Here is a 21143-nt window from a genome sequence, read left to right on the forward strand (position 1 = left end):
GACGCCGATGGCTCGCGGACGTCCGGCCAGCTCACGATCGCGGTGTTGGTGGGCAACGGCGGCAGTCGAGGCAAGCAAAAGTACGGCGGGAGAGCTTCAGGGGGCGGACTCCTGTCGGGGGCGGAGGAAATCTCGAACAGACTCTTGCAAGAAAGCGATAGTGACAAGGCCTTGACGGCCCCACCGCTGAAACTTAGTTTGTTGCCTCAACAGACAAAGTCTGAGGAGAGGTGGCCTGATGACGTTGACCGACGGTCGCCGCCCGGGGGACCGAGCGGTTGCCGCTGACCACGTCTCGCTGCGCCGTAACAACCTCTCCGTGGTCCTGCGCCACGTCCGCGAGTCCGGCCCGAAGTCGCGAGCCCGGATCGCCGCAGACACCGGCCTGAACAAGGCCACGGTCAGCAGCCTCGTCGCAGAGCTGGTCGAGCGTGGCCTGCTCCGCGAAGGTCCGGCCGACTCCACCCGCGCCCTCGGCCGTCCCGGCCAGCTGGTCGAGCTCGACGGCAGCGGCGTGTGCGGGATCGGGGCCGAGATCAACGTCGACTACATCGCCGTCTCCGCCCTCGACCTGGCCGGCGACACCGTCATCGAACGCCGCGACCCGCTCGACGTAGCCCACCTCGACCCCAGTACGACGCTCGACAAGGTGTCCGACCTGGTCCGCGAAGCCGTGACGGCCGTGCAGGAACGCGCCGGCCAGCTCGCCGGCGTGACCCTGGCCGTGCCCGGCCTCGTCCAGGGTGACACCGGCGACCTCAAGCTCGCGCCCAACCTGGGTTGGGGCGAGGTCCAGGTGATCCAGGAGATGCGGTCGCGGCTCGGCGAACCGTCGTACCCGCTGCACGTCGACAACGAGGCGAACCTCGCCGCGCTGGCGGCCTACTCGGAACTGCGCAAGAACACGCCGGTGCAGGATCTCGTGCTGCTGACCGGTGCGGTCGGTGTCGGCGGCGGAATGGTGTCGAACGGGCACCTGCTCCGCGGCGGCCGCGGCTACAGCGGCGAGGTCGGCCACATGCCGGTCGCGCCACCCGGCCGGACCTGCGGCTGCGGGCGGACCGGCTGCTGGGAGACGGTCGTCGGCCTGAGCGCACTGTTGCACAAGGCAACGGACAGGGACGACCCGGTCCGGGATCCGTCGCTGGACGTGGAGCAACGGCTGGCCGGGATCACCCGGCGGGCCGAAGCGGGGGACGCGCGGACACTGACCGCGCTGAAGGAAGTCGGTACCTGGCTGGGGATTGGGGGAGCGATCCTGGTGAACATCCTGAACCCGGACGTGCTCGTGCTCGGCGGCTACTTCGCCGTCCTCGGGCCGTGGCTGAAGGAACCGCTGGAGAAGGCGATCCGCGACCGCGTGATCGCGCCGGACGGCGGCGGCTGCCAGGTGGTCCGGTCGGACCTCGGGTTCGCCGCGGCGGTCCGTGGCGGCGCGCAGATCTCGCTGGAGCAGGTCCTGGTCGATCCGACCGTGATCGGCCGCGTGGACTCGGGGGTGGCGCAATGAACGATCTGCTGATGATGACCGGGATCGTCAAGGAGTTCCCCGGCGTACGGGCGCTCGACGGCGTCGACCTGGACGTCCGGGCCGGCGAGGTGCACTGCCTGCTCGGCCAGAACGGCGCCGGCAAGTCCACGCTGATCCGGGTGCTGACCGGCGCTCATCAGCCCGACGCCGGAGCGATCTCGATCAACGGCGAACAGGTTCAGCTGAACAGCCCGACCGCGGCGATCCAGCGCGGTATCGCGGCCATCTACCAGGAGCTCGACCTGGTCCCCGAGCTGTCCGTGGCCGAGAACATCTTCCTCGGCCACGAGCCCTCCCGCTTCGGCTTCAGCCGTCGGCACGAGGCGACGGCCCGGGCCCGCGAGATCCTGCAGGGCTTGGGGCACGGCGAGATCCCGGTGCATCGGTCCGTCGGTTCGCTGCCCGCCGCCGGGCAGCAGGTGGTCAGCATGGCCCGCGCACTGTCGCGGGATGCGCACCTGATCGTGATGGACGAGCCGTCCGCGGTGCTCGATCCCGAAGAGGTCGCCAACCTCTTCCGCGTCATCCGTGGCCTGACCGCGCGCGGGGTGGCGGTCGTCTACATCTCGCACCGGCTGGAGGAGATCCGCCAGATCGGCGACCGGGTCACCGTGCTGAAGGACGGCGCGACCGTCGCCACCGGCCTCGACGCCCGCGCGACGCCGACCAAGGAACTCATCCGGCTGATGACCGGCCGCTCGATCGAGTACGTCTTCCCGCCCCGCCGGGAGATTCTCAGTACGGCGCCCGTCGTACTCGAGGTGGAGGACCTGACCCGGCCGGGTGAGTTCGCCGGCATCGGGTTCACCGTGCGGGCGGGCGAGATCGTCGGGCTGGCCGGGCTCGTCGGGTCAGGGCGGTCAGAAGTTCTCGAGACCGTGTACGGCGCCCGCCGGGCCGCCACCGGATCAGTCCGGGTCGACGGCGTGCCACTGCGGCCGGGCCGGGTGCAGGCCGCGGTGAAGGCCGGTGTCGGGCTGGCGCCGGAGGAACGCAAGAGTCAGGCGCTGCTCCTGGACGAGGCCGTGTTCAAGAACATCACGGTGTCGAGCATGGGGCGGTTCGCCAGCGGGGGATTCCTGAACGGCCGGGCTGAGCGGGAGGCCGCCGCGCAACTCGCCACAGCACTGGATGTCCGTCCGTCCGGGGTGGAGTATCCCGTGCGCAACCTGTCCGGTGGGAACCAGCAGAAGGTCGTGCTGGCCCGCTGGCTGCTGCGGGAGTGCCGCGTGCTGCTGCTCGACGAGCCGACGCGAGGCGTCGACGTCGGGGCGCGGTCCGAGATCTACGCGTTGATTCGCAATCTGTCCGCCAACGGGGTCGCGATCGTGCTGGTCTCCAGTGAGGTCGAGGAAGTGCTCGGTCTGGCCGACCGGGTCGTCGTACTGCGGGAGGGGCGTGCCGTCCACATCGGGCCCGCGCAAGACATCGACGAGCATCAGGTCCTGGACCTGGTGATGGAAGGAAGTGCTGTGTGATGAGTGAGGCCACATGACTGTCGAGGATGGCGCACGTCCTCCGGAGCAGACCACGTCTACACAGGCAACGGTCACTCCACCTGCCGCGCAACGCTCGACCGGGCTGATGCACAGTGGCGTGGGACGCAACCTCGGTCTGGTGGTGGCGCTGGTTCTGCTCTGCATCGTCGGAGTGATCACGGCGGGGGACACGTTCGCCACCGGCGCCAATGTGCTGACGATCCTGCGGCTCGCGGCCGTGATCGGCGTGGTCAGCATCGGCATGACGTTCGTGATCACCGGTGGCGGGATCGACCTGTCGGTCGGCGCGATGGTCGCGCTCGCCTCGGTCTGGGCGACCACGCTGGCCACTCAGCAACTGGCGTCGGACCTGCACTGGATCTTCATGGTCACTACGGCGCTCGTCGTCGGTGCGGCCTGTGGCCTGGTGAACGGGCTGCTCGTTGCCTACGGCAAGGTCGTGCCGTTCATCGCGACGCTGGCGATGCTGGCGGCGGCCCGCGGTCTGGCCGAGATCATCTCCGACCGGAAGACCCAGATCATCACGGTGAACTCGTTCGTCGACTTCTTCGGCGGATCGCTGATCGGCGTACCGGTGCTGGTGTGGATCTTCCTGCTGGTCGCCGCGGCCGGCTGGGTGCTGCTGAACAGGACCACGTTCGGCCGCCGCACCTTCGCCGTCGGCGGCAACTCCGAGGCCGCCCGGCTGGCCGGCATCAAGGTGCAGCGCCATACCGTCGCCCTCTACGTCCTGGCCGGGCTGTGCTGCGGGATCGCCGCGGTGATGCTGATGGCCCGGACCACGACCGGTAGTTCGACCCACGGCCAGTTGTACGAGCTGGACGCGATCGCGGCCGTGGTGATCGGCGGCACGCTGCTGTCCGGCGGCCGCGGCACGATCGTCGGCACCGTCTTCGGTGTCCTGATCTTCACCACCCTGAACAACGTCTTCACGCTGAACAACCTGAGCATCTCCGCCCAGTCGGTCGCCAAGGGGGCGATCATCGTGATCGCCGTCCTCCTCCAGCAGCGACTCGCCGCCCGGGCAACCAGCCAATGAACCGCCACAAGGAGGGGACAACGATGTCCGCACGAACACGAACATTCGCAACCGCCGCCATCGCCGGTCTGGGTGTGCTCGCCCTGGCCGCCTGTACCAGCAACACCCCGAAGGCCGAGGAGAGCGACAACGCCCCGGCCCCTGCGGTCGCGGCCGGGAAGAACGACGAGCCCGGCAAGAAGGTGCGGATCGGGTTCTCCGCGCCGGCCGCCGACCACGGCTGGATGGGCGCCATCACCAAGACGACCCAGGCGGAGGCGAAGAAGTACCCCGACGTCGAGCTGATCGTTGCCGAGGGCACGAACGACGTGAACCTGCAGATCAGCCAGGTCGAGACCTTCATCAACCAGAAGGTGGACGCGATCGTGCTGCTGCCGTTCGACGGCGCGGCGCTCACCCCGGTGGCGACGAAGGCGATGGAGGCCGGTATCACGGTGGTGAACGTCGACCGTGAGTTCGACAGCCCGTTCGCGGCCCGGACCACGATCCTCGGTGACAACCACGGCATGGGTGTCTCGGCCGGCACGTACATCTGCCAGCAGCTGAAGGACAAGAAGGACGCTGTGGTCGCGGAGATCGCCGGCATCGACTCGCTGCCGCTGACCCAGGACCGCAGCAAGGGCTTCAAGGAAGCGCTGGCCGACTGCGGCCTGAAGGTGAGCAACCGGGTCGCCGCCGAGTTCACCGTCGAGTCCGGTGAGAAGGCCGCGGCCAACCTGCTGCAGGCGGCGCCGAAGATCGACGCGATCTGGAACCACGACGACGACCAGGGCGTCGGCGTGATGGCCGCGATCAAGAACTCCGGCCGCAAGGAGTTCTTCGTCGTCGGCGGGGCCGGCTCGGCGAACGTGATGCGGGACATCAAGTCCGGCAACTCGTTGCTGAAGGCCACCGTCATCTACCCGTCCACGCAGGGCGCCGACGGTGTCCGGCTGGCCCGCCTGCTGGTGCAGAAGAAGGCCCTCGGCGACCTGGTGGAGGTCGAGGTGCCGCGCACCGTGCAGCTGTACGCGCCGGTCGTCACCAAGGACAACGTGGACCAGTACATGCCTACCGCCTTCGAAAGCTGACAAACACAGCGAGAGCTGACGAGGAGAGCTATGACGAACCTGGGCATCGGCCTGATCGGCTACGCGTTCATGGGCGCGGCCCACTCGCAGGCCTGGCGGAGCGCGCCGCGCTTCTTCGACCTGCCGCTGGACCCGGCCATGAACGTGCTCTGTGGCCGCAACCCCGAGGCTGTCCAGGCGGCCGCGACGAAGCTCGGCTGGAAGGAGACCGAGACCGACTGGCGCAAGCTGCTCGGCCGCGACGACGTCCAGCTGATCGACGTGTGTACGCCGGGGGACAGCCACGCCGAGATCGCGATCGCCGCTCTGGAGGCCGGCAAGCACGTCCTGTGCGAGAAACCGCTGGCCAACACGGTCGAGGAGGCCGAGGCGATGACGGCCGCGGCGGAAGCGGCCAGGGCCAAGGGGATCAGGTCGATGGTCGGGTTCACCTATCGCCGGGTGCCGGCGATCGGGCTGGCCCGCCAGCTCGTTGCCGAGGGCAAGCTCGGGACGATCCGGCACGTCCGGGCGCAGTACCTGCAGGACTGGATCGCCGATCCGGAGGCGCCGCTGTCGTGGCGGCTGGACAAGGAGAAGGCCGGCTCGGGCGCCCTCGGCGACATCGGCGCGCACATCATCGACCTGACGCAGTACATCACCGGTGACAACATCGCCGAGGTGAGCGGTCAGCTCGAGACGTTCGTGAAGGAGCGGCCGGTCGCGGCCGAGCACTCGGGCCTGGCCGGTACGGCGGGCACCGAGCGCGGACCGGTCACCGTCGACGACGCGGCGGTCTTCCTGGCGCACTTCCGGTCCGGCGCGCTCGGGGTGTTCGAGGCGACCCGGTTCGCGACCGGGCGGAAGAACGCGATCCGGATCGAGATCAACGGCAGTGACGGCAGCCTCGCGTTCGACTTCGAGGACATGAACCTCCTGCACTTCTACGACGGAGCAGAAGACGCGAGGACCGCGGGCTTCCGCCGGATCCTCGCCACCGAGTCCGCCCACCCGTACGTCGAGGCGTGGTGGCCGCCCGGCCACCTGCTCGGCTACGAGCACGGGTTCACCCATCAAGCCGTCGACCTGGTGACCGCGATCGCCGAAGGAGCCGATCCGACGCCGTCGTTCGCCGACGGGCTGCGGGTCCAGCGTGTGCTGGCCGCGGTCGAGGCCAGTTCGACCTCCCGACAATGGCAGGAGATTCCTGAATGACTAGTTATACCCCGACCAAGGACGACAAGTTCTCGTTCGGTCTCTGGACGGTCGGCTGGCAGGGCGTCGACGTCTTCGGTACGGCGGTCCGTCCGGCGATGGACCCGGTCCACGCGGTGGAGAAGCTCGCGGAACTGGGAGCCGCGGCGGTCACGTTCCACGATGACGACGTCGTTCCCGACGACGCCACCCGCGGTCAGACCCTCGAGCGCTTCACGAAGGCCCTGGCCGACACCGGCCTGGCCGTCGAGATGATGACCACGAACCTGTTCGCGCACCCGGTCTTCAAGGACGGTGGCCTGACCGCCAACGACCGTCAGGTCCGCCGGTACGCGCTGGCCAAGGTGCTCCGCAACGTCGACCTGGCGGCCGAGCTCGGCGCCACGACGTACGTCCTCTGGGGCGGTCGCGAGGGTGCGGAGTCCGGTGGGTCCAAGGACGTGCGGGCCGCACTCGACCGGTACAAGGAGTCGATGGATCTGCTCTGCGCCTACGTGCGGGAGCAGGGCTACAACATCCGCTTCGCGATCGAGCCGAAGCCGAACGAGCCGCGCGGTGACATCCTGCTGCCGTCGATCGGGCATGCGATTGCCTTCATCAACGATCTGGCGGATCCCGAACTGGTCGGCATCAACCCCGAGGTCGGCCACGAGCAGATGGCCAGCCTGAACTACGCGCACGGGATCGCGCAGGCGCTGTGGCACGGGAAGCTGTACCACATCGACCTGAACGGGCAGCACGGTCCGCGCTTCGACCAGGACCTGCGGTTCGGTGCGGGCAATCTGCGGGAGGCGTTCTGGACGGTCGACGTACTGCAGGGATCCGGGAACCAGCCGGCGTACGACGGCTACATCCACTTCGACTACAAGCCGCCGCGGACCGAGGACGAGGAAGGCGTCTGGGAGACCGCGCGGGGCTGCATGCGCAACTACCTGATCCTGCGCGACAAGGTTCAGGCGTTCCGCGCCGACCCCGAGGTTGTGGAGGCGCTGGCCGCCGCACGGGTGGCGGAGTTGTCCGAGCCCACCCTGGCCGAGGGTGAGAGCCTGGCCGACCTCCGTAACTCCAAGTACGACCGGGAAGCGCTGGCCGAGCGCGGTCTCGGGTTCGAGAAGCTGGACCAGTTGGCGATGGAGCACCTGCTCGGCGTTCGGTGACCCTGTTCGGAAAGGAGAGGATGACATGGCTCGACCGATCACCCTGTTCACCGGCCAGTGGGCCGACCTGCCGTTCGAGGAGGTCGCCCGGCTGGCGTCCTCCTGGGGCTACGAAGGGCTGGAGATCGCCTGCTGGGGTGACCACCTCGACGTACGGCGTGCGGCCGAGGACGAGGCGTACGTCCGCGATCGCCGCGACATCCTGGAGAAGCACAACCTGAAGGTGTGGACGATCTCCAACCACCTGCTCGGCCAGGCGGTCTGCGACGACCCGATCGACCAGCGGCACCAGGCGATCCTGCCCGCGCACATCTGGGGCGACGGCGATCCCGAGGGAGTGCGGCAGCGCGCCGCCGAGGAGATGAAGACGACCGCCCGCGCGGCCCGCGCCCTCGGGGTCGACGTGGTCGTCGGCTTCACCGGGTCGTCGATCTGGAAGACGATCGCGATGTTCCCGCCGGTGCCGCCGGCCATGATCGAGGCCGGGTACCAGGACTTCGCCGACCGCTGGAACCCGATCCTCGACGTCTTCGACGAGGTCGGGGTGCGGTTCGCCCACGAAGTACATCCGTCGGAGATCGCGTACGACTACTGGTCGACCACCGCGACGCTGGAGGCGATCGGCCACCGGGAGGCGTTCGGGCTGAACTGGGACCCGTCGCACTTCGTCTGGCAGGACCTCGACCCGGTCGGCTTCCTGTGGGACTTCAAGGACCGGATCTACCACGTCGACTGCAAGGACGCGAAGCGCCAGGTCGGCAACGGCCGCAACGGCCGGATGGGTTCGCACCTGGCCTGGGGCGATCCGCGGCGCGGCTGGGACTTCGTCTCGACCGGCCACGGCGACGTCCCGTGGGAGGCGTGCTTCCGGATGCTGAACACGATCGGATACGCCGGCCCGATCTCGGTCGAATGGGAGGACGCCGGCATGGACCGCCTCGTCGGCGCCGCCGAAGCCCTCCAGTTCGTCCGCTCCCTCGCCTTCGACCCACCCACCGCCTCCTTCGACGCCGCCTTCTCCTCGTAGAGCCTGCTGGGAGGTCCCTGAGGGGACCTCCCACGGTGGCCGGCGGCCTGGGGCTACGCTCGGTCTCATGACAGCTGGCAGGTACGTCGCGCGCATCGTCGAGGTGCCGGATCACGGCATCAAGCTCGAGCCGGCGGAGGACTCGGTCGCTCCCGATCAGCCGACCGAGGTGAACCTCCTCGGCATGGCGATCGCGCTCGCACTCGGCGCCGCCGGATACCGGCATCACGCCGAACAACGCGACCCCGAGCTGCAGACGCTCGACGCGTTGCTGACCGGCGAGGCGGTCATGCCGTGGCGGTCTCCGGATGAGTCCTCGTCGCCTTACCTGGTGTGCCAACTGAACGACGGCCTGCCGACCTGCGAGGTCCGTCCGACCGTCGACTGAACGCGGTGGACGTGATCTGGCCGGATGCGCCGGAGCTCGAGCGACCGCGGATCCTGCGGCAGCAGTGGCTGGATCTGACGTTCCTGCACTGGGCGCTGGACCCGGCTGAGGTCGCGCACTTCTTCCCGCCGGGCACGTGTCCCGACACGTTCGAGGGCCGCACGTACGTCGGGCTGGTGCCGTTCCGGATGACCGACACCGGGTTCCCGCACGGTCCCGCCGTACCAGTGCTGGGGTCGTTCCTCGAGATGAACATCCGGCTGTACTCCGTCGACGAGTCCGGGTGTCGTGGTGTCGTCTTCCTCAGCCTCGATGCCGACCGGCTTGCCGTGGTCGCGGCGGCCCGTACGATCTTCGGCCTGCCGTATCGCTGGGCGCAGATGACGCACACGCAGGTCGCCGACCAGCACACGTACACGTCGGTCCTTCGCCGGCCGGGTGTGCACGCGGCCTCGACGATCACCGTTGAGATCGGCTCGCCGGTCGCATCAGATCCGCTGACCGACTTCCTCACCGCTCGGTGGGGCCTCCACACGCACCGGGCCCGGCGTACCTGGTATCTGCCCAACCACCATCCGGTGTGGACGTTCCGCGCCGCCACTGTCAGCACCTTGGAGATCGGCAGTCTGTTTGCCTCCGTCGGCCTCACCGAACCGACCCGCCCACCAGACCATGTCCTCCACAGTCCCGGCGTCCCTGCGACTTTCGCGCTGCCGATCCGGATTTGATGTCAAAGTCGCCCGATCGGCTCCGACGTAGGGGTGTAGGCGCCGGCAGACGGTGCCCGGAACCGGAGGACGAAACGATGGAACCGCTGAACCTGATGGTGTCGCTGAGTCACAACGCCGCGGATCGACGCGAGCAGAAGACCGATCCGATCACCACGGAGAGTGAGAATCGGGTCGAGCGCAAGAGCACCCAGCGCCCTCGTCGGAGTGCCCGCGGCTGGTTGCGGTTCGGGTGGCGCGGCGCGACGAGAGTGGCGACACGCTGAAGCTGGGTCAAATGCGACGCGGGACCACCTGCAAGCGTGTCAGAGTCCTGTTGTGACGGATGTAGCGAAGACTGAGCTGGCAGAGCGCCTGCTGGCCGTGTACGACGAGCAGATGCGCGGGACGAGTGAGACCGCCGACGTACCGACGAGCTGGGACGGGCCGGTGATCCGGGTCGAGTACCCGAGCCGGGGGTTCGTCAGCTATCGCACTCTGGAAGGCCTCGACGATGCCGAGGTCGACGCCCTGATCGCACGCCAGCGGGACTTCTTCGCGGCGAAGGGTCAGGCGGTCGAGTGGAAGCTCCGCGGCCACGACCTCCCGGCGGACCTGCCCGATCGGCTGCGTGCGGCCGGCTTCGTGCCGGAGGACCAGGAAACCGTTCTCGTCGCGAACAGCTCGGACATCGCCGAGCGCCTGCGCGGCCGCGCGACCGTCGAGGGAGTGACGATCGGCCTGGTGAACGACCGCGCCGACTTCGAGCGCATCGCCGCGATGGAGTCGACCGTCTGGAACGAGAACTGGTCCTGGCTGGCCGACGACCTGGACCGTCGCCACGCGACCGGTTTGACCGACATCTACGCCGCCGAGGCCGACGGTGAAGTCGTGTCGGCGGCGTGGGCGGTCTACAAGAAGGGCACTGAGTTCACCGGCCTCTGGGGTGGTTCGACGCTGGCCGACTGGCGCGGCAGGGGCATCTACAAGGCGCTGGTGGCGGTTCGCGCCGCGCGCGCGGTCGAGCTCGGCTACCGCTACCTCCACGTCGACGCGTCCGACGACAGTTCCCCGATCCTCCAGCGTCTCGGCTTCCTCGCCATCACCACGACGACGCCGTACGTCTACACGCCCTAGTGTCCTGACCTCGCAGGCCGGTAGAGGGCGTAGTGGATCGGCCCGTCGTGGGGGAGTTGCAGCTCAGCGACGGTGACGAAGCCCAGGGACTCGTAGAACGGCAGGTTCGCCGGCTCCTGGGTTTCGAGGAACGCCGGCGAGCGGTCCTGATCGGCCGCGGCCAGACCGGGCGCGACCACTGCTCGCCCGAGTCCCTGGTGCTGACGGTCGGGCTCGACACCGAGCAGCCCCAGGAACCAGATCGGCTCCCGCGGACGGAAGATGCCCATCGCCTCCTCGTACTCCGCGGCGAGCGCGGCCCGCGACCCGGCGAGCGCCTGGAACGCGTCCGCGTGCGGCGCGAAGACGTCTGCCGGCGTCGACGGAGTCGTCCAGACCGCGACCGCGCTGACATCGTCAGTGACCCAGACGCGTCCTTGGGCCAGACCGATCTCGGTCAGGAACAGGCGCTGGTACTGCGCGAGTCTGGCCGGATAGTCGTCCGGGTCGAGACCCATCCGGGTCATCGGATAGTCCTCGAACGCGCGGGCCAACGTCCGGACCGCGGGCTCGACGTCCGAGACCGTTGCCTGCCGCACCTTCTGGCCGCCCACGACGTCAGACCTTCAGTGTGGCGATCACGAGCTCCGCTACGGCGCGCATGCCGGCCGCGTTCGGGTGATACGGGACGACGCCGCCGAGCATTCCCGGCGGGCGCAGCGTGAACGCGGTGATCCACGGCTCGGGCGAGCCGATGGCGTGGTCGCGGCTGGCGGCCGACGCGGCGACCAGGTCAGCGCCGCCGGCCGCGGCAGCCTTGGCGAAGGCGGCAGCCAGACCGTCGGCCATCATGGCGACGCTCGGCAACTGCTCTTCGTTCAGCGGTACGTCGAGACGCGGCCGAGTGCTCGGCCCGACCAGGGTCAGGTAGTCGACGAGCACGATGCGGGCCTGTGGAGCACGACCACGAACCTGCTCGACGACGTTCGTGAGCGAGTCGGTGACGGCTTGGTACTCCGTGTCGTCCTTGAGGTAGCTGACCCGGGCACGGATGCGATTGGCGACACGGCGGCCGAGGAGGGTGGCCGGTTTCGCGAGGGTGTTGAGCATGCTGCCGCGGATGAACGTCCCGATGTAGTCGAGATCGTTGCCGCCGACAGTGATCGTGACGAGCGCGGCGTCCGGCGTGACGGCGTCGAGTTGTGGCGGCGCGTCGTCCTGCTGGGTGTCGAGGACGTTGGCCGTGGTGGCGCCGGAGTACGTCACGTCCACGAGGTCCAGGCCGAACTCCGCGGCGACCAGGTGCGCGTAGTTGCGGCCCGATCGACCGGCCGGCTTGTGCACGATCGGGTCGATCCCCGGTCCGGCCGCGAACGAACTGCCAAGGGCGACGTACCGGCTGCCGGGATCGATCACCCGACCACGATAGCGACCTGACACGATGAGCCGACAACCTGTTATCGAAAGGAACCGGGTCATGCGGCTGCCCCTTCCAGTAGGCAGGTAGCCCGGTCCGGAGCCGCACCCGGCATACTGCACCGGTGAGCGACGACGTGTTCGGTACGGCGGGGATTCGCGACCGGGTGCTGGCCGGGTGGTCGGCGGCGCCGGTGCGGTTCCGTGAGGACGCCAACGCCGAGGAGGATCTCGCCCTCGGCGGGTACGCCGACCGCCTGGTGATCGAACTGGCGCAGAACGCGGCCGACGCCGCGGCACGGGCCGGTACGCCGGGACGCGTTCTCTACGAGCTCCGTGGCAGCACGCTGGTCGTGGCGAACACCGGTACGCCGTTGTCCGCCGAGGGAGTCGAATCGCTCGCGACCTTGCGTGCCTCGGCCAAGCGGGACGAGGCCGCGGTCGGGCGGTTCGGCGTCGGATTCTCCGCCGTACTCGCAGTGACCGACGAGCCGGTGATCCTGTCGCGCACCGGCGGCGTGCGGTTCTCGAAGGCGGACACGGCGGCGGCGATCGTGGCGGTCGGGTCGTCCGGGCTGGACACCGAGGTACGCCGGCGCGACGGGCAGGTGCCGGTGCTGCGGCTGCCGTTCGAAGCCGACGGTGAGCCGCCGGAGGGCTACGACACCGCAGTGATTCTGCCGCTGCGGGACGAGAACGCGGCCGCGCTCGTTCGCCGGTTGCTCGAGGAGGCGGACGACGCGCTGTTGCTTGCGCTGCCTGATCTCGAGCGGATCGACATCGATACCGCGGACGGGCACCGGGTCCTGGAGGACGCCGAGTCCCGTTGGTGGGTGGGTCGCGCCGCCGGTGTCTTCGACGACCGTGAACGCGAGAAACTGCTCGCCGACCGTCCGATCGAGGAGCGCTCTCGCCCGACCTGGTCGGTCCTCTGGGCCTTGCCGCGCGGTCAGGTGGAGCTGCCTGGGGTCGTGCAGGCGCCCACTCCGACCGATGAACCGTTGTCGTTGCCGGCGTTGTTGCTGGCGAGCTTCCCGCTCGATCCGACCCGGCGGCATGTCGCCAAGGGGCCGCTGACCGATCGACTGGTTCGCGGAGCGGCGACGGCGTACGCCGATCTGCTGCAAGCGCGTGTCGAGGACGGCGACGACGTACTCCACCTCGTGCCGACCGGGCTCGCGGCGGGAACGCTTGATCGCGCTCTCCGGGAGGAGATCGTTGCCGTCCTGCCCGGGACCGCGATCGTCCGGGCGGTCGAGGACGGGACGTTGCTCCGGCCGCGGGACGCCGTCGTGGTCGACGGCGCCGATGCCGCGTTCAACGCAGTTCTCGCGCCGATTGTCCGCGGGCTGATTCGGTCGACGCTGCAGGACAGGCTGGCCCTCGAGACGCTTGGTGTCCGCAGGCTCGAGTTGGCCGAGGTGGTGGATCAGCTCGGGGGAGTGGCCGCCGACGAATCTCCCGCTTGGTGGCGCGCTCTCTACGCGTCTCTCAGCGGGATGGTGACCGACGCGTTGCTGCGTGAGTCCCTTGGCACGCTTCCGGTCCCGCTCGCCGACGGTCGGCTCGTGCGTGGTGTGCGCGGGCTTCTCCTGCCTGGGCCGGAGATTCCGACTGGCATCCTCGCTGCCTTCGGGGAGTACGGCGTACGGATCGTTCATCCGGAGGCGGTCGACCCGGCGCTCGAGCGGCTCGGGGCGCTGTCCGCTACGCCGCGGTCGTTACTCGAGGACAGCGCCGTGCGGACCGCTGCCGAGCACTCCGTCGATGCCGATGATCCGGATGCGATCGCGGATGCCGTGCTCAGTCTGGTCGCGGCCGATCCGTCGCAGGCGGAGGGATTGTGGTGGCTCTCGGACCTTGTCCTGCGTGACGCTGACGGCGAACTGGTGCCTGCGAACGCTCTGGTGATTCCCGGGTCCGAGGCTGCAGAGGTGCTCGACGACGAGGAAGTCGCGCCGATCGATCGCGCCGTACTCGATCGCTATGGTCTGCCGGCGCTGGAGGCCGTCGGGGTCCTCGCGACGCTCGGCCTGGTAACGGCTTCGGACGTCGCGCTTGACCAGCTGCCTGAGTCATTGAAGGACTTGGATGGCATCGAGGACTGGGCGTACGACGTGGCGCCGGATGGATCTCGGTACGGCGCGACGGTCGGTGAGCTGAGCGCGATCCGGGACCTGGACTGGATCACCGATGACGCTTGGCCGCGGGTGCTCGAGTTGCTCGGATCGTCTCCGGACTTGCGTCGCGCGTTGGTGACACAGGTGCGCGTTGTCGGGCCGGACGACCGGCCGCTCGGCGTACCGTCGTACTCGGCTTGGTGGATCCGGGAGCGCGTTGTGCTCGAGGACGGGGAACCGCTGGCCGGGCGGGCCGATCCGGATGCGGAGCCGGTGCTGGCGACGTTCCTGGACGAGGCGCCGGAGTGGACCGCGGGGCTTGATCCTGAGGTGCGTACGGCGATCGGCCTGGTTCGGGAGGTCGGCGATCTCGATGCCGATGGCATCAGTCTGGTGCTGGAGCGGATCGCGGACCCTGAGCGCGAGGTCGACGAGAGTGCTCTGCTGCGTCTCTGGCGTCAGTTGGGGACGTTGTCGCTCTTCCCTGGTGATGCGCCGGATCAGGTGCGGGTGCTGGGCGACGACGGGGCGACCCAGGTGATCGATGCGGGTCAGGCGGTGGTCGTCGACGGGCCGATGTGGTTGCAGCGCGAGGATCTCGGCGGTTTTGTGGTGGCGTCCGGTGCGGCGGCGGACGGGTTGAGTGACCTGTTCGACGTACCGATGGCGCAGGAAGTTGCCGAGGGCAAGATCGACGGCGAGGGTACGGCGGCCGACGTACCCGATATTGTCCGTGAGCTGGTCCCCGGGGTCCCGCAGACCTGGTGGGAACACGAGGAACTCACCGTCGACGGCGTCGAGGTGTCGTGGTGGGTCGACAGCGACGGCGCGCCCCACGCCGCGACCTTCGACGGCCTGGCCAAGGCACTCGCCTGGGCCAGCGCCCGCTGGGACCAGCGCCACGTGATCCGAGCCGTACTCAACGAACCCCACCGAACCTCAGAACTCCTAACCGACGCCGCCTACGACTGATAACTGATGAGGTTGTGGAGGGCGGGGTTGTCGATTGTGGTGCTTAGGGTTTGGGCGGTTTGGGCTGCTTGGGGGTTGCCTAGGTGGCTTAGGTGGAGGTTGGCGTGGACCAGGAGTTCGCGGAGGTCGCAGCGGGCGGCCAGGGCGGATAGGCGGCCGGCCAATTGGAGGGCGCGGTCGTGGTCGGACTGGTCGAGGGCTGCGGTGATTGCGGCGTCCAGGACGTGGGCGTGGACCCACTGGTAGCGGTCCGGTTCGGTACTGGCGCGGGTGAGGGCCAGGTCCAGCCACTTGGTCGCCGCGGAGTGGTCGCCTTGCTGGGCGTTCAGCATTGCGAGACCTCGACCCGCCATCCCTTCCCAGCAAGGGTCGCCGAGCTGGCAACCCAACGCCCAGGCCTGTTCGAAACCCTCGACCGCGGCGTCGAGTTTGCCGGCGTGCAGGTCGAGTTCGGCGGCGAATGTCTGCGGCCAGGGCAGGAACGCGATCCATCGTTCTCGGTGGACCAGGTCGAGTGATTCCGCCAGCGCCGCCGTGGCCTCGCCGTACTCACCGCGCAGCAGATGTGCGCGTCCGACCAGTGACAGCGACCAGGCCTGTTGACGTCGGTCGCCGCAGCGTGCGGCGAGTTCGACCGATTCGCCCAGTTGCTCGAAGGCGGTCGGGTAGTCGGATCGGTCGGAGGAGTTCATCCCGCGTACGCCGAGGATCGCGGCGTTCTCCTCATCCGAATCGGCGAGAGCCTGGGCCTTCGCCAGCCACTCATCACCGGTCCTCCGGCGACCCGCCTGGACCTCGATGAACCCCAGCTCGCGGAACGCGAGAACGGCGGTGGCGCGCTCACCCGCCTGATCCGCCACGAGCAGAGCCTCGTGCAGAACGATCGCACCTTCCTCGTCATGACCGCGGATCGCATGCACGAGGGCACCGCCAAGAGCCGCGAGTGCACGCGCTTCCAGCGTCTTGTCACGACACTGCACCGCCAGCGCAGCAGCCTGGCGCAGACACTGCAGACCCGCATCGACCGCACCGGCAACGATCGCGGCACGTCCTGCTTGAAGCTGACTGACGGCAGCCGCGCGACCGCTCAGGGGAGCGGGCGACTGCGGCGCGACCGTCGCGGCCTCCTGCAGCGACGTCGACACCTCGACGCCCAGTTCGCGCCGGAACAGGTCCTCGCAGATCGCTATCTGCCGCAGTGCCGCGACGCGATCACCTGACGTGGCCAGGCTGCGGATCAGGAGTTCATGGTTGCCCTGCTCATGCGGATTGATCGCGACCGCCTTGGCCGCAAAGGGAATCGCCTGGTCAGCCTGCCCAGCGGCGAGATGAGCGACCGCGTTCTGCCGCAGCCGTGCCTCGAGCGCTCCGGCCACCCGACGCCGCTCGACCAGCAACCACGACTCGAACTCCGGGCAGGACTCGAGCTCCACGCCCTCCAGGAGCTCTCCGCCCAATGACAGCAGGGATTCCGGCGCCGTGGACGGTTCGCCGACGAGCAGTACGTCGACTGTCGTTGCATCGTCGAGAGCCGTCACCACCGGATCACCCGTCAGCAGATCCGGTACGCCGATCGCCCGTCGGAGCTCAGCCAACGACCAGCGCAATGCACCCAGTGGATCCTCGGCGTCGGCGAAGAACAGTTCGGCGAGGCGACGCCGGCTGGGCGGCCGCTCGGCCAGGAGCAGATAGCCGAGCAGCGCCCACGCCTTGCGCCCCCGAGGTTGACGGCCCGGTTCGCCGTCGCGCTCGATCTCCGGTGGTCCCAGCAGACGGATCGTCGGCAAAGACCTCACCCCCTCCGTGAGGTCTCCAGTGTCGCCCGCCTCCCGGGATCCGTGGAGAGCCAACTAGCGGCGCGTTCCGACCGCCTCGAGATATTCGGCGCGGGCGGCAACCGTTCCGTCGTCCGCGTAGTCGAACGCTCGCGGTACGTCGGCGAGGTCGCTGGCGAAGTGGCGATAGTCCTCGCCGTCCAGGCTGCCCGCGATCCGCGTGATCGGACCGTAGAAGTCCATGAACCACTCGGCGAAGTGCTCCGGCGAGTGGTAGCGGAACACGTACTCGCGCTTGGTCAGCGCCGTCCATTCGACCCGGTCGCCGAACAATTCGAACAAATGGTCCTCGGCTCCCCACAGGGTGGCGGGCTGGACACCGGCGGGCGGCGGCGCCCACTTCGAAACGACCTTGAACAGCTGGCCGATCATCCCGGCCGGCGTCCAGGACGCCAGCGCGATCTTCCCGCCCGGCTTCGTGACCCGGACCAGTTCGTCCGCGGCCTGCTGATGGTTCGGCGCGAACATCACGCCCACCGTGCTCGCGACCAGATCGAACGACTTGTCCGGCACCGGAAGGTTCTCCGCGTCCCCCTCGGTGAACGTCACCGGCAAGTGCTCCGCCGCGGCCCGCTCACGCCCCTGCTCGAGCAGATTCACGGCGTAGTCCACGCCGGTCGCTTCGGCGAAACGGCGCGCGGCCGCCATCGCCACATTGCCCTGACCGCACGCGACGTCGAGCACCTGCTGCCCGGCGCGCACGTCGGCGGCCTCGACCAGGAGCTCGGCGATGATCTGCAACGTGTTGCCCACGCGGGGGTAGTCGCCGGTCTGCCAACCGGCCCGCTGCTTGTCCTTGATCGCCTCGAAATCCACGGCCGTACTCGTCATGTCTCCCCCTGGAAGTCACTACCACTTTGGAATCGTTTCCGGCCGCTCTGGTGGCCGATACCGGACATCGAACTCGGTCACCGTGTGACGCGGCGTGTGACGACGACGACCAGTCCCACCGTGCGCCCGGTCACGGAGAGCAAAACATCGTTGTCAGAGGTTGGTATATCCACTGATCTGCGCATTCGATGACCAGGTTCCAACGTGGCAATGAACTCTTGCCAACGTTGTCAACGCTACTTATAGTCCGTGACACCTCTCGGTCGGTGATCGCCCTGTCCGCGCAATTGAAAACGGAGGTGACTTTCGTCATGAACGAAACACCGCGCCCCCAGTTCGAAAATGTCGAAGAGGTCGTCCGCTATCAGCTGAGCCGGCGCAGCGTGGTCGGCGGAGGAGCCGCGGCGGCGATGGCCGCCTTCTTGGCCGCCTGCTCCGGTGGCGGCGGCTCGTACTCCGACAAGCCCGCCGACAACAAGCCGGCCGCGACCAAGTCGGTCCAGATCGGCAAGGCCAACATCCCCGTCCCGCGGGAGCAGACGGTGATCGTCGGTCAGGTCGAATACACCGTCTTCGACAGCTTCAACGGGATGATCCCGAACGGCACGCCGGGCGGTGCGGGTGTCGAGCTCACCACCGAGCCGCTGTTCTACCTCAGCTTCGCCACCGGCAAGCTCACGCCGTGGCTGGTCACCGAGTACAAGTACAACGACGACCACACCGAGCTGACGTTCAAGTTCGACCCCAAGGCGCACTGGAACGACGGCCAGCCGCTGGGCGCGAACGACTTCAAGTTCACCGTGATGCTGCTGAAGGACCGCCCCGACCTGTTCGGCGGCGGTGGCGAGCTGAAGGAGTTCGTCAAGGACATCGAGGTGCCGGACCCGCAGACCGCGGTGGTCAAGTTCCTCAAGCCGACGCCCCGGTTCCACTACAACTTCATCTCCGCGATCGCCGGACCACCGGTCGGGATCATGCCCGAGCACATCTGGAAGTCGCAGGATCCGACGAAGTTCAAGGACAACCCGCCGGTGCACAGCGGGCCGTACAAGCTGAAGCAGGCGATCCGGAACCAGAAGATGTTCGTCTGGGAGAAGGACCCGAACTACTGGAACAAGGACAAGCTCGACGTCAAGCCGCAGTACGTCGTCTTCCAGAGCACCTCCAAGCAGCTCGATCAGGCCTCGCTGGCGTTCGAGCGGGCCGAGTTCGACGTCGGTTCGGTCGACGAGCCGCACGCCAAGCAGCTGCGCAACACCGGCTATCCGAGTCTCGTCACGACGCAGTTCCACGACCCGAACCCCCGGGTGATGTGGCTGAACTGCGACCCGTCGCGCGGCGTGATGGCCGAGTCGAAGATGCGCTGGGCGATCAACTACTGCCTGGACCGGGAGAAGATCGGCAAGTCGATCTGGCCGGTCCCGGTGCCGCCGGCGCAGTACCCGTGGGCGGACTATCCGACCAACGACAAGTGGAAGAACGACGAGCTGGCGAACAAGTACAAGTTCGAGTACAACCCGGACAAGGCGGCCCAGCTGCTGGACGAGATCGCGCCGAAGAACGCGGCCGGCAAGCGCTCGTACAAGGGCAAGGAGATCAACCTCGAGATCATCACGGTCTCACCGGTCGACGGCCCCGAGTACGCGATGGCGAACGTGCTGAAGGCGGACCTCGCGAAGGTCGGTGTGCCGGCCACCCTGCGCAGCCTGGCCGGCAGCGTGCACGACGAGAAGTTCCAGCGGGGCGAGTACGACATCGACTCGAACTGGGAAGGCATCGAGATCGATCCCGAGCAGATCTACACCGACTGGGAGAGCAGCAAGGCCCAGCCGGTCGGCAAGAACGCCGCCCAGAAGAACAAGATGCGGTTCCGCAACCCCGAGTTCGACAAGATCTCCGAGCAGCTCGCCGCGCTCGACCCGGAGTCGGAAGAGGCCAAGCCGCTGCTGGCCAAGGCTCTGGAGATCTACTTCCAGGAGTTGCCGTTGCTGCCGGTGATCCAGACCGGCTACCCGCAGTACTTCAACACCACGTTCTGGAAGGGCTGGCCGACCGACGAGGACCTGTACGAGGTGCCGTTGAACTGGTGGCAGCACTTCATCTTCGTGCTCGGCCGGATCGAGAGCACCGGGCAGAAGGGACCGGCGTGACGGCGGAGGCCCCGCCGGTGGTAACTGTCGACAAGAGCCAGGACGCCGCACCGTCCTCGGGGGTGCGGGCCTGGCTGTCGCGGCATCCGCTGGCGGCGTACGCGATCCGCCGGTTCGGGCTCTACCTGGTCGAGCTGTGGGGAGCGCTGACCATCGCGTTCTTCTTCTTCCGGCTGATGCCGGGTGACCCGATCCAGACGCTGATCCAGACCCTGCAGCAGAACTACATCTACAACCAGCAGGCGAGTGTCGAGATCATCACCCGCTACCGGCACGAGTTCGGTCTCGACGGCAATCTGTTCTCCCAGTACCTCAAGTACATGCAGAAGCTGATCCTGCACGGCGACATGGGGCCCTCGCTGATCAACTACCCGACCTCGGCGCAGACAGTCATCCTCAGATCGTTGCCCTGGACGATCGGTCTGCTCGGCATCTCCGCCGTATTGGCCTGGATCTTCGGCGTGGCGATCGGCGCGATCGCGGGCTGGCGCCGCGGCAAGCTCGGATCGCGGATCGCGACCAACCTGTCGATCGCGCTGTCGCACGTGCCGTACTTCTTCGTCGCGCTGATCCTGGTGTACATCTTCGCGTACTCGCTCGGCATGCTGCCGGCCAGATCGGCGTACGACTCCAACATCAGTCCGGGGATCACACCGGAGTTCATCGGCAGCGTGCTCAAGTACGGGCTGTTGCCGGCGTTGTCCATCGTGCTGATCGGGACGTTCAGCTGGATCCTGTCCACCCGGATGCTGATGATCCCGATTCTCGGCGAGGACTACCTGGTGTACGCCGAGGCCAAAGGCCTGAAGGGCTCGCGGATCCTGACCCGGTACGCGCTGCGCAACTGCTACCTGCCGCAGATCACCGCGTTCGGTATCTCGCTCGGCTTCATCTTCAACGGCAACGTGCTGGTCGAGCAGTTGTTCAACTACCCGGGTCTCGGGACGACGCTGGTCACCGCGATCCAGCAGCTCGACTTCAACACGATCCTTGGGGTGACCAACATCGCGATCTTCTCCGTGCTGACTGCCGTCCTGATCCTCGACCTCCTGCTCCCGCTGCTCGATCCGCGGGTCAAGTACTGGAAGTGA

General features: G+C 68.0%; 18 protein-coding genes. 14 read left to right on the forward strand and 4 right to left on the reverse strand.

Annotation, left to right across the window (positions count from 1 at the left end):
* Positions 1–238: 238 nt before the first annotated feature.
* From E0H73_RS11345 to E0H73_RS11395, 11 genes are all read left to right on the forward strand, one after another.
* Positions 239–1510: an ROK family transcriptional regulator gene (locus E0H73_RS11345; RefSeq protein ID WP_131353715.1), complete on the forward strand. Its 1272-nt coding sequence runs from the start codon at positions 239–241 to the stop codon at positions 1508–1510.
* Entirely contained in the window at positions 1507–3009 is a 1503-nt protein-coding gene (locus E0H73_RS11350) for a sugar ABC transporter ATP-binding protein (RefSeq protein WP_202867325.1), read from the forward strand. Before E0H73_RS11345 ends, E0H73_RS11350 begins: the two co-directional genes overlap by 4 nt.
* 13 nt (positions 3010–3022) lie before the next feature.
* Positions 3023–4069, forward strand: coding sequence for an ABC transporter permease (locus tag E0H73_RS11355; protein WP_238163944.1), 1047 nt, complete (start codon positions 3023–3025; stop codon positions 4067–4069).
* Between the two features lie 23 nt (positions 4070–4092).
* Entirely contained in the window at positions 4093–5139 is a 1047-nt protein-coding gene (locus tag E0H73_RS11360) for a substrate-binding domain-containing protein (protein ID WP_131353717.1), read from the forward strand.
* A 30-nt stretch (positions 5140–5169) separates the two neighbouring features.
* Positions 5170–6333, forward strand: a complete 1164-nt coding sequence (locus E0H73_RS11365; RefSeq protein WP_131353719.1) for a Gfo/Idh/MocA family protein — start codon at positions 5170–5172, stop codon at positions 6331–6333.
* Positions 6330–7490: a xylose isomerase gene (xylA, locus tag E0H73_RS11370; protein WP_131353721.1), complete on the forward strand. Its 1161-nt coding sequence runs from the start codon at positions 6330–6332 to the stop codon at positions 7488–7490. Before E0H73_RS11365 ends, xylA begins: the two co-directional genes overlap by 4 nt.
* Positions 7491–7515: 25 nt before the next feature.
* Positions 7516–8517, forward strand: a complete 1002-nt coding sequence (locus E0H73_RS11375) for a sugar phosphate isomerase/epimerase family protein (RefSeq protein WP_131353723.1) — start codon at positions 7516–7518, stop codon at positions 8515–8517.
* A 67-nt stretch (positions 8518–8584) separates the two neighbouring features.
* Complete coding sequence (locus E0H73_RS11380; RefSeq protein WP_131353725.1) at positions 8585–8905, forward strand: hypothetical protein; 321 nt, start codon at positions 8585–8587, stop codon at positions 8903–8905.
* Between the two features lie 5 nt (positions 8906–8910).
* The gene (locus tag E0H73_RS11385; RefSeq protein ID WP_238163945.1) at positions 8911–9633 is read left to right on the forward strand and encodes a YqjF family protein; all 723 of its coding nucleotides are present in this window, start codon (positions 8911–8913) and stop codon (positions 9631–9633) included.
* A gap of 77 nt (positions 9634–9710) precedes the next feature.
* A complete protein-coding gene (locus tag E0H73_RS11390; RefSeq protein WP_131353727.1) occupies positions 9711–9899 on the forward strand; it encodes a hypothetical protein in 189 nt (62 codons plus the stop codon).
* Positions 9900–9951: 52 nt separating this feature from the next.
* A complete protein-coding gene (locus E0H73_RS11395) occupies positions 9952–10749 on the forward strand; it encodes a GNAT family N-acetyltransferase (RefSeq protein WP_238163946.1) in 798 nt (265 codons plus the stop codon).
* Here the strand turns inward: E0H73_RS11395 and E0H73_RS11400 are convergent.
* Together E0H73_RS11400 and E0H73_RS11405 are read right to left on the reverse strand one after the other, a co-directional pair.
* Complete coding sequence (locus E0H73_RS11400; RefSeq protein ID WP_238163947.1) at positions 10746–11342, reverse strand: GNAT family N-acetyltransferase; 597 nt, start codon at positions 11340–11342, stop codon at positions 10746–10748. The two genes, E0H73_RS11395 and E0H73_RS11400, sit on opposite strands and share 4 nt — an antisense overlap.
* A 4-nt stretch (positions 11343–11346) precedes the next feature.
* Entirely contained in the window at positions 11347–12144 is a 798-nt protein-coding gene (locus tag E0H73_RS11405) for an SGNH/GDSL hydrolase family protein (protein WP_202867326.1), read from the reverse strand.
* Positions 12145–12269: 125 nt separating this feature from the next.
* Between E0H73_RS11405 and E0H73_RS11410 the strand changes: the two genes are divergently transcribed.
* Complete coding sequence (locus E0H73_RS11410; protein ID WP_131353731.1) at positions 12270–15236, forward strand: sacsin N-terminal ATP-binding-like domain-containing protein; 2967 nt, start codon at positions 12270–12272, stop codon at positions 15234–15236.
* Here the strand turns inward: E0H73_RS11410 and E0H73_RS11415 are convergent.
* On the reverse strand, positions 15227–17023 hold the full coding sequence (locus E0H73_RS11415; protein ID WP_165555595.1) for an AfsR/SARP family transcriptional regulator: 1797 nt from the start codon (positions 17021–17023) through the stop codon (positions 15227–15229). The two genes, E0H73_RS11410 and E0H73_RS11415, sit on opposite strands and share 10 nt — an antisense overlap.
* A gap of 63 nt (positions 17024–17086) precedes the next feature.
* Positions 17087–17902, reverse strand: a complete 816-nt coding sequence (locus E0H73_RS11420; RefSeq protein ID WP_131353736.1) for a class I SAM-dependent methyltransferase — start codon at positions 17900–17902, stop codon at positions 17087–17089.
* A 311-nt stretch (positions 17903–18213) separates the two neighbouring features.
* Between E0H73_RS11420 and E0H73_RS11425 the strand changes: the two genes are divergently transcribed.
* Together E0H73_RS11425 and E0H73_RS11430 are read left to right on the forward strand one after the other, a co-directional pair.
* Positions 18214–20052, forward strand: coding sequence for an ABC transporter substrate-binding protein (locus E0H73_RS11425; protein WP_131353738.1), 1839 nt, complete (start codon positions 18214–18216; stop codon positions 20050–20052).
* On the forward strand, positions 20049–21143 hold the full coding sequence (locus E0H73_RS11430; RefSeq protein WP_131353740.1) for an ABC transporter permease: 1095 nt from the start codon (positions 20049–20051) through the stop codon (positions 21141–21143). The genes E0H73_RS11425 and E0H73_RS11430 overlap by 4 nt, the downstream gene beginning before the upstream one ends.

The sequence above is a fragment of the Kribbella pittospori genome (assembly GCF_004331465.1).
GTDB lineage: Bacteria > Actinomycetota > Actinomycetes > Propionibacteriales > Kribbellaceae > Kribbella > Kribbella pittospori.

Excerpts from the sequence above, each read along its gene's own strand:
- E0H73_RS11345 (WP_131353715.1), top strand. The coding sequence starts at position 239 with ATGACGTTGACCGACGGTCGCCGCCCGGGGGACCGAGCGGTTGCCGCT.
- E0H73_RS11350 (WP_202867325.1), top strand. The coding sequence starts at position 1,507 with ATGAACGATCTGCTGATGATGACCGGGATCGTCAAGGAGTTCCCCGGC.
- E0H73_RS11355 (WP_238163944.1), top strand. The coding sequence starts at position 3,023 with ATGACTGTCGAGGATGGCGCACGTCCTCCGGAGCAGACCACGTCTACA.
- E0H73_RS11360 (WP_131353717.1), top strand. The coding sequence starts at position 4,093 with ATGTCCGCACGAACACGAACATTCGCAACCGCCGCCATCGCCGGTCTG.
- E0H73_RS11365 (WP_131353719.1), top strand. The coding sequence starts at position 5,170 with ATGACGAACCTGGGCATCGGCCTGATCGGCTACGCGTTCATGGGCGCG.
- xylA (WP_131353721.1), top strand. The coding sequence starts at position 6,330 with ATGACTAGTTATACCCCGACCAAGGACGACAAGTTCTCGTTCGGTCTC.
- E0H73_RS11375 (WP_131353723.1), top strand. The coding sequence starts at position 7,516 with ATGGCTCGACCGATCACCCTGTTCACCGGCCAGTGGGCCGACCTGCCG.
- E0H73_RS11380 (WP_131353725.1), top strand. The coding sequence starts at position 8,585 with ATGACAGCTGGCAGGTACGTCGCGCGCATCGTCGAGGTGCCGGATCAC.
- E0H73_RS11390 (WP_131353727.1), top strand. The coding sequence starts at position 9,711 with ATGGAACCGCTGAACCTGATGGTGTCGCTGAGTCACAACGCCGCGGAT.
- E0H73_RS11420 (WP_131353736.1), bottom strand. The coding sequence starts at position 17,902 with ATGACGAGTACGGCCGTGGATTTCGAGGCGATCAAGGACAAGCAGCGG.
- E0H73_RS11425 (WP_131353738.1), top strand. The coding sequence starts at position 18,214 with ATGAACGAAACACCGCGCCCCCAGTTCGAAAATGTCGAAGAGGTCGTC.